At 76.9% G+C, this 5,356-nt stretch carries 7 protein-coding genes; 3 read left to right on the top strand and 4 right to left on the bottom strand.

Annotated elements, in window-relative coordinates; genetic code table 11:
• On the bottom strand, positions 1-207 hold a 207-nt coding region (locus tag RKE29_RS27600; RefSeq protein ID WP_312008398.1), incomplete at its 3' end, for a PAS domain-containing protein.
• Positions 208-479: 272 nt separating this feature from the next.
• Positions 480-887, bottom strand: a complete 408-nt coding sequence (locus RKE29_RS27595; protein WP_312008397.1) for a DUF3224 domain-containing protein — start codon at positions 885-887, stop codon at positions 480-482.
• A 186-nt stretch (positions 888-1,073) separates the two neighbouring features.
• On the opposite strand from RKE29_RS27595, the gene RKE29_RS27590 reads away from it, so the two are divergent.
• On the top strand, positions 1,074-1,718 hold the full coding sequence (locus RKE29_RS27590) for a flavin reductase family protein (RefSeq protein ID WP_312008396.1): 645 nt from the start codon (positions 1,074-1,076) through the stop codon (positions 1,716-1,718).
• A 10-nt stretch (positions 1,719-1,728) separates the two neighbouring features.
• On the top strand, positions 1,729-2,373 hold the full coding sequence (locus tag RKE29_RS27585; protein ID WP_312008395.1) for an HAD-IA family hydrolase: 645 nt from the start codon (positions 1,729-1,731) through the stop codon (positions 2,371-2,373).
• 13 nt (positions 2,374-2,386) lie between these two features.
• On the opposite strand, the gene RKE29_RS27580 is transcribed toward RKE29_RS27585, so the two are convergent.
• Both RKE29_RS27580 and RKE29_RS27575 read right to left on the bottom strand, forming a co-directional pair.
• Positions 2,387-3,259: an undecaprenyl-diphosphate phosphatase gene (locus RKE29_RS27580; RefSeq protein ID WP_312008394.1), complete on the bottom strand. Its 873-nt coding sequence runs from the start codon at positions 3,257-3,259 to the stop codon at positions 2,387-2,389.
• Positions 3,260-3,500: 241 nt separating this feature from the next.
• Positions 3,501-4,226, bottom strand: coding sequence for a VTT domain-containing protein (locus RKE29_RS27575; RefSeq protein ID WP_312008393.1), 726 nt, complete (start codon positions 4,224-4,226; stop codon positions 3,501-3,503).
• Between the two features lie 224 nt (positions 4,227-4,450).
• On the opposite strand from RKE29_RS27575, the gene RKE29_RS27570 reads away from it, so the two are divergent.
• On the top strand, positions 4,451-5,296 hold the full coding sequence (locus RKE29_RS27570) for a fused MFS/spermidine synthase (protein WP_312008392.1): 846 nt from the start codon (positions 4,451-4,453) through the stop codon (positions 5,294-5,296).
• Positions 5,297-5,356 lie beyond the last annotated feature (60 nt).

Below are 5,356 nucleotides of genomic sequence, written 5' to 3'. Positions count from 1 at the left end.
CGCCGCGGCGGCGGCCCGGTCGGCGAGCAGCGCCGCGGCGGCCCGGCCCACGACCTCCGCGGCGGTGTAGCCCAGCAGGCCCCGCGCGCCGTCGCTCCACTCCGCCACCGCGCCGCGGTCGTCGACGACGGCCCGGGCCGTGGACGCCTCGTCGGGGAGGGCGTCCTGGCGGCCAGAACCGTCCTGGGCGGGCTCAGGTCGCTGCATCTGGGTCCATCTCACCCTTGGCCGTAACCGGCCCGCCGGGCGGAGAGGGCGGCCTCCGCCGCCGTGCCGCCGGCGGACGGCGGGCGTACGGGCGGTCGCTTCGAGTATGGCACCAGGGACAGAACGCGGCATTCCGCGGCCCGTCCCCGCAGACGCCGTCCGCGCGGTCCCGCCGGGGCCGGGGCACCTGCGCACCGGGGCCGCCGCCGGCCGGCACGGCGCGCGGGCGGAGGCCGACAGCCCGCGCCGCGTGAGCGCCGTCTGCCGCCGGCTCACTCCCACGCGCAGTCGAACCAGATCCGGTGCGTCCCCTCAGCGTCGACGGCTATTCCTCCCGAGCCCGAGATCCCGGCCAGCTCTCCCGTGCCGCTCGCGGGCACGATGGTGAAGAACTCCGCGGTGCGGTCGCCGCCGGACGTCGTCGCCGAGTGCACGAAGTTGAAGGCGCCGGCCCGGCCGCACAGCGACCCCTCGAACGACTCCATCGCCACGTAGGTGCCCACGCCGGTCGTCTGGTCGAACGCGGCGGTGAACAGGGTCGCCGAGCGACCGGCCACCTCGCCCTCGAAGTGCTTCTCCATCGTCGCGACACCCACCGGAAGCCCCGTGGACACGGCCGGGTCCGGTTTCAGCCCGGTCGGGACGAACGCTGTGACGGTGAAGGTTCCCGTGGCTCTCATGGAACGACCGTACCGGTGCGGTCTGACACCGCTCCCTCCGCGGGCGGGGGAAGCCGAGGCGTCCGGTCCGCGGCGCGACGGGCGGGCGGACCGCTCAGGTGGTGAAGGCCTCCCGGAAACCCCTGCCGGGGCGTGCCGCCGATCCGGTGTTAGCCTGCCGGATTTCCCGGCGCGATACTGGCGGTCATGCGCGTTGACTTCGATCCGCAGACCCTGGACCGGACCGCCTTCTACCGGCTCCTCACCGCGGTGGTCGTCCCGCGGCCGATCGCGTGGGTGTCCACGCTGAGTCGCTGCGGTTCCGCGAACCTGGCCCCGCACTCCTTCTACACGGTCGCCTGTGTCAGCCCGCCGATCGTGCAGTTCACCTCCACCGGCCGCAAGGACACGCTGCGCAACGTCGAGGACACCGGCGAGTTCGTCGTCAACCTCGCGCCCGAACCCCTCCAGGAGCAGATCAACGCGACCGCGACCGCGTTCCCGCCCGGGGTGAGCGAGTTCCAGGAGGTGGGCGTCGCGACCGAGCCGAGCTCGCGGGTGAAGCCGCCGCGGGTGGCCGCCTCCCCGGTCGCGCTGGAGTGCGAGCTGCACAGCACCACGCGGTTCGGGGACTCCACCGTCGTCTTCGGCCGGGTCGTGCACGCGGCCGTCGCCGCGGACGTCCTCGTCGACGGGCATCCCGAGGTGTCGCTGCTGCGCCCGCTGTCGCGGCTGGGCCGCAACGAGTGGGCGGCGGTCGGGCAGGTGCGCCCGGTCGACCGCATCCGGTACGCCGACTGGCAGCGCGGCGAGCGGGGCGGGCCCGGCGCCGGCGGGCCGGCCGGCGGGTAGGCGGCCACCGGTGATCGACAGCGTCGTCTTCGACGTCGGCTCGACCCTCACCCGCGAGGACCGGTACTGGGCCGACTGGGCCGACTGGCTCGGAGTGCCGCGGCACACGCTGTCCGCCCTGGTCGGCGCCGTCGTCTCGCAGGGGCGGGACGACGGCGACGCGCTGCGCCTGCTCCGCCCGGGCCTCGACGTGGCCGCCGAGGCCCGCGCCCGCGAGGCCGCGGGCCGCGGGCAGCGGCTGGCCGAGTCCGACCTGTACCCGGACGTCCGGCCCGCGCTCGCCGCGCTGCGCGGGCTCGGCGTGCGCGTCGCGGTGGCCGGGAACCAGTCGGTCCGCGCCGGCGAGCTGCTGCGGGCCCTGGCCCTGCCGGTGGACGAGGTCGCCACGTCCGGCGAGTGGGGCGTGGCCAAGCCCGACCCCGGCTTCTTCGCCCGTGTCGCCGGCCTGGCGCGGGCGCCCGCGCACCGCACCCTGTACGTCGGCGACTACCCGGCCCTCGACATCCGGCCCGCGAAGGCCGCCGGCCTGCTCGCCGCGCACCTGCGCCGCGGCCCGTGGGCCCACCTGTGGCACGACACGCCGGACGCGGCCGCGGCGGACTGGCGGATCGGGTCGCTGACCGAGCTGGTGGGCATCGTGCGCGCCGCCGCCTGAGCGGGCGCCGCCGTCAGTGGTCCGGCTCGGCCGCGTGCGGGCTCAGCGCGTCGAACCCGATCAGTGCGAACAGCAGCAGGCCGAGCAGGATGCGGTAGGCGACGAAGGGCAGGAAGCTCTTGGTGGAAATGAACTTCATGAACCACGCGATGACGGCGTAGCCGACGGCGAAGGCGACGACCGTCGCCAGCAGCGTCGGCCCCCACGCGGTGTGCCCCTCGGAGGCGTCCTTCAGCTCGAACAGGCCCGAGGCCAGCACCGCCGGCACCGCCAGCAGGAACGAGTACCGGGCCGCCGCCGGGCGGGTGTAGCCCATCAGCAGGCCGCCGCTGATCGTCGCCCCCGACCGGGACACGCCCGGCACCAGCGCCATCGCCTGGCACACGCCGTACAGCAGCCCGTCCCGTACGGTCAGCTCCTCCAGCGTCTTGCGCGGCTTGGCCGCGCGGTGCCGCCCGCCGGTCTCGTCGCGCGCCGCGAGCCGGTCGGCGACGCCCAGCACCACGCCCAGGACCACGAGCGTGGTGGCGATGAGCCGCAGGTCGCGGAACGGGCCCTCGATCTGGTCCTTCAGCGCCAGGCCCAGCACGCCGATGGGCACCGAGCCCACCACCACCAGCCACCCCATCCGGGCGTCGTGCTCGCGGCGCGCCCCGGCGTCGTACAGCGAGCGGGACCACGCCGAGACGATCCGCGCGATGTCCGAGCGGAAGTAGATCAGGACCGCCAGCTCCGTGCCGATCTGGGTGATCGCGGTGAAGGCCGGACCCGGGTCGTCCCAGCCCGCGAAGGCGGCCGTCAGCCGCAGGTGGGCGCTGGAGGAGATCGGCAGGAACTCGGTCAACCCCTGGACGAGCCCGAGGATGAATGATTCGAACCAGCTCATGACGGGGTGCGGCCGTCCTTCAGTGTCGTACGGGGGGTCGCCTGGGGCGTGTCCCGGGGGTCAGGGAGGCCGGGCGTCGGCGCGGCGGTGCGAGGGGGTACCTGCCGGTGGCGGCCGGGGCCGGGGCAGCCCGGCGGTAGCCGGGGACGTGCCGGGCGTCGCGAGCCCGCCCTGGTCCCTGGGACACGCCCTAGATGCTAGGGGGTCCGCAGAGTGCCGCTGACCACGGGTGGCCGTCGGCTCACCCCGCCCCCGGCGCGTCCGGCCGCCGCCTCCCGCGGGCGGTGGCGCGCCGCCGCCAGGCGATCGCCGCCGTGGCCAGCCCCGGCACCGCCACGCAGGCCGCGGCCAGCAGGAAGACCGGGGAGGTCGGCGTGGAGGCGCGGCTGCCGGCCACCACGTACGCGGCCGTGTTCGGCACGCTGCCCAGGCCCGTCGCCAGCAGGAACGGCAGCCAGCCCATCCGGGACACGGCGGCGCCGTAGTTGGCCGCGGCGAACGGGACGCCGGGCAGCAGCCGGATCGCGAGCATCGACCGGAAGCCGTGCCGGCTCAGCTGCCGGTCGGCGGCCACCAGCCAGCGGGCGCGCAGCAGCCGCCGCAGCGCGTCCTGCCCCAGCAGCCTGCCGAGCCCGAAGGAGACTCCCGCGCCGAGGACCGTGCCCGCGACGGCCGAGGCGAGCCCCACCTGGCTGCCGAACAGCGCGCCCGCCGCCAGGTTCAGCAGCGGCCGGGGCACCAGGGCCGCGGAGCACAACCCGTACGCCGCCGCGTAGAGGGCGACCGAGGCCGCGCCGGACAGCTGCGGCCAGCCCCCGGCCAGCAGCCGCTGCGGCTGCCAGGCCCACACCGTGCCGGCCGCGCCCGCGAGCAGCGCGACGAGCAGGCCGAGCCGGAACCACGGCGACAGCAGGGCGCGTACGAGGCGCCGGGCCGGCTGCGGAGGCGGGGCGGCGGCATCGAGCACCGATGGAGCGTATCCGACCCGGCCCCGCCGTGGCTGTCATGTCGCGGACATAGGCCGGATCGCGGACGCGCGGCGGCCCGTACCGCCGGCCGTCCGCGCGCGGGCGCTTCCGCCAGGGTGGTACGGGCCCGGCCGAGCGCCGCCGACCCGCCGCCCGGTCGCCCGCCGCGACCGGCGACAATGGGGACCACCGCAGAGACCTTCAGCCGGAGAGTGGGCGCGCCGTGGCCGAGCCGATACCCGTCACCCGGGCCGTGCACGGCGGCACCGCCAGGCTGCTGCCCGACCTGGACCGGCCGCGCGGCTGGCTGCTGACGGTCGACGGCGCCCCGCAGTCGTACGTCGACCTCGACGACCCCGCCCACCTGGAGTTCGAGTACGCGCGGCGGATGGCGCACGTCCTGGACACCGCCGCCGGGCCCGGCCGCCCGCTGGACGTGCTGCACCTGGGCGGCGGCGCGCTCACCCTGCCCCGCTACGTCGCGGCCACCCGGCCCGGCTCGCGCCAGCGCGTGGTCGAGGCCGACGGACCGCTGCTCGCCCTGGTCGCCGAACACCTGCCGTGGCCGGAGGAAACCGGGATCGCGGTCCGCGCGGGGGACGCCCGCGCGGCCCTGGAGGCGGCCCCCGAGGCGTCCGCCGACGTGATCGTCGCCGACGTCTTCGACGGCTCGCGCGTGCCCGCGCACCTGACCTCGGCCGAGTACGCGCGGGCCGCCGCGCGCGTGCTGCGCCCGGGCGGCCGCTACACGGCCAACGTCGCCGACCAGGCGCCCTTCGCCTTCCTCCGCTCCCAGCTGGCCACCCTCCGCACCGCGTTCGCGCACCTGTGCCTGATCGCCGAGCCCGCGGTGCTGCGCGGGCGCCGGTTCGGCAACGCGGTCCTGGTGGCCTCGCACGGCGACCTGCCCGTCGACGCCCTCGCCCGCCGCGCCGCGGGCGACCCCTTTCCCGCCCGGGTCGCCCACGGGGCCGCGCTCGCCCGCCTCGTCGCGGACGCCGAGCCCGTACGCGACGCGCACGCGGCGCCCTCGCCCGTACCGCCGGGCGGCGCCTTCAGCGTCGGCTGAACCGGGCGGCACGGCCGCGCCGCCCGGTCACGGCCCCCGCTCGGCGGCCACCGCCGGCCC

The organism is Streptomyces sp. B1866 (genome assembly GCF_031932565.1).
Taxonomy (GTDB): Bacteria; Actinomycetota; Actinomycetes; order Streptomycetales; family Streptomycetaceae; genus Streptomyces.
The sequence above is the reverse complement of the archived record's forward strand: the minus strand, read 5'-3'. Positions and strand labels throughout refer to the sequence as shown.